Genomic DNA, 1,191 nt, shown 5'->3' on the forward strand with positions numbered 1-1,191 from the left:
CATTTTAGCCCTTTGTCAACAATCTGAAGCCACTACAGATACCGCCTTTTCGCTTTTTTGAACAAAACCATTGACGCTCCACCATGATGGTTATATAATAGAGACTGTCAGTAAAAGAAAGCCCAGAACTGATACATAACCCGATTCCGTAGCTCAGCTGGGAGAGCGCTACCTTGACAGGGTAGAGGTCGCTGGTTCGAGCCCAGTCGGAATCATCGTTGAAACCCTTGCCTAGCAAGGGTTTTTTTGTTTTTCTAACAAGGAATCTTTATTCTATTTTTATTTTGGGGCCGAATGGGGGCCGAACTTTTATCCGCCAGGTCGTTTTTGAGTATTTTTGCAGTGTAATCTTCATTTGTTTGTGACATGACCACCAATATCTAATATCTACAGAGGAAGCCTATTTACTGCCAATATTTACGTTAGGCAAATTTAAGAAGAAAAAAGAAAAAAATATCCTGCCAGTCGCCATTCAAGTACATCATGCTGTTTGTGATGGCTTATAGAACATTGTGAAGAGTGGTTAAACGATTCATTGTATATGTACTGAATGTCAGGAGCGATTTGCAAAAGTTGTTCCCATGAAATTTTAGAAGATAGCATAAAGCAGACTTAAACGAGTCTGCTCAGCTTGTAGACAAAGTCTACAAGCTTTTTTGTATAATAAGGGTAATAACACAATTCTGTGGGGGATGAACATGTTATCGAAACGTGAAGAAGAAAGAAGAAATCAATTAGAAGTAGTGGCCTTAGATGAATTAGTGCCTGAAGATCATCTTGTACGAAAAATTGATCAAGCGATCGACTTTGATTTCGTTTATGATCTTGTCAAAGATCATTATAGTTCTGACAACGGTAGACCAAGTGTTGATCCCGTTGTTCTCATTAAGATGGTCTTAATTCAATATCTATTTGGCATTCGCTCTATGCGTCAAACCATTAAAGAAATTGAAACCAATGTGGCTTATCGTTGGTTTATTGGATATGGATTTTCTGAGAAAATTCCGCACTTTTCTACCTTCGGTAAAAACTACGTAAGACGTTTCCATGATACAGATTTATTCGAACAAATTTTTTACCGAATCTTAAGAGAAGCGATGAAAAAAGGACTCGTTGACCCTTCTATTGCCTTCATTGACTCCACTCATGTCAAAGCGAATGCCAATAAGAAAAAACTTGAAAAGAAAATTG

The 1,191-nt window shown here is 37.8% G+C and carries 1 protein-coding gene, 1 tRNA gene and 1 pseudogene; all 3 read left to right on the forward strand.

All coding sequences use genetic code 11. From position 1 onward, the window contains the following. The first annotated feature begins 142 nt into the window (after window positions 1-142). Window positions 143-215: transfer RNA gene (locus BA1_RS18195), tRNA-Val, on the forward strand. Between the two features lie 186 nt (window positions 216-401). Continuing rightward, a pseudogene (locus BA1_RS19840) lies at window positions 402-506 on the forward strand (CatA-like O-acetyltransferase); the annotation flags it as partial. Window positions 507-698: 192 nt separating this feature from the next. Further along, the coding region (locus BA1_RS18200; RefSeq protein WP_008362305.1) for an IS1182 family transposase at window positions 699-1,191 on the forward strand (493 nt) is incomplete at its 3' end.

This window comes from Bacillus xiamenensis, assembly GCF_000300535.1.
Classification (GTDB): Bacteria; Bacillota; Bacilli; order Bacillales; family Bacillaceae; genus Bacillus; species Bacillus xiamenensis.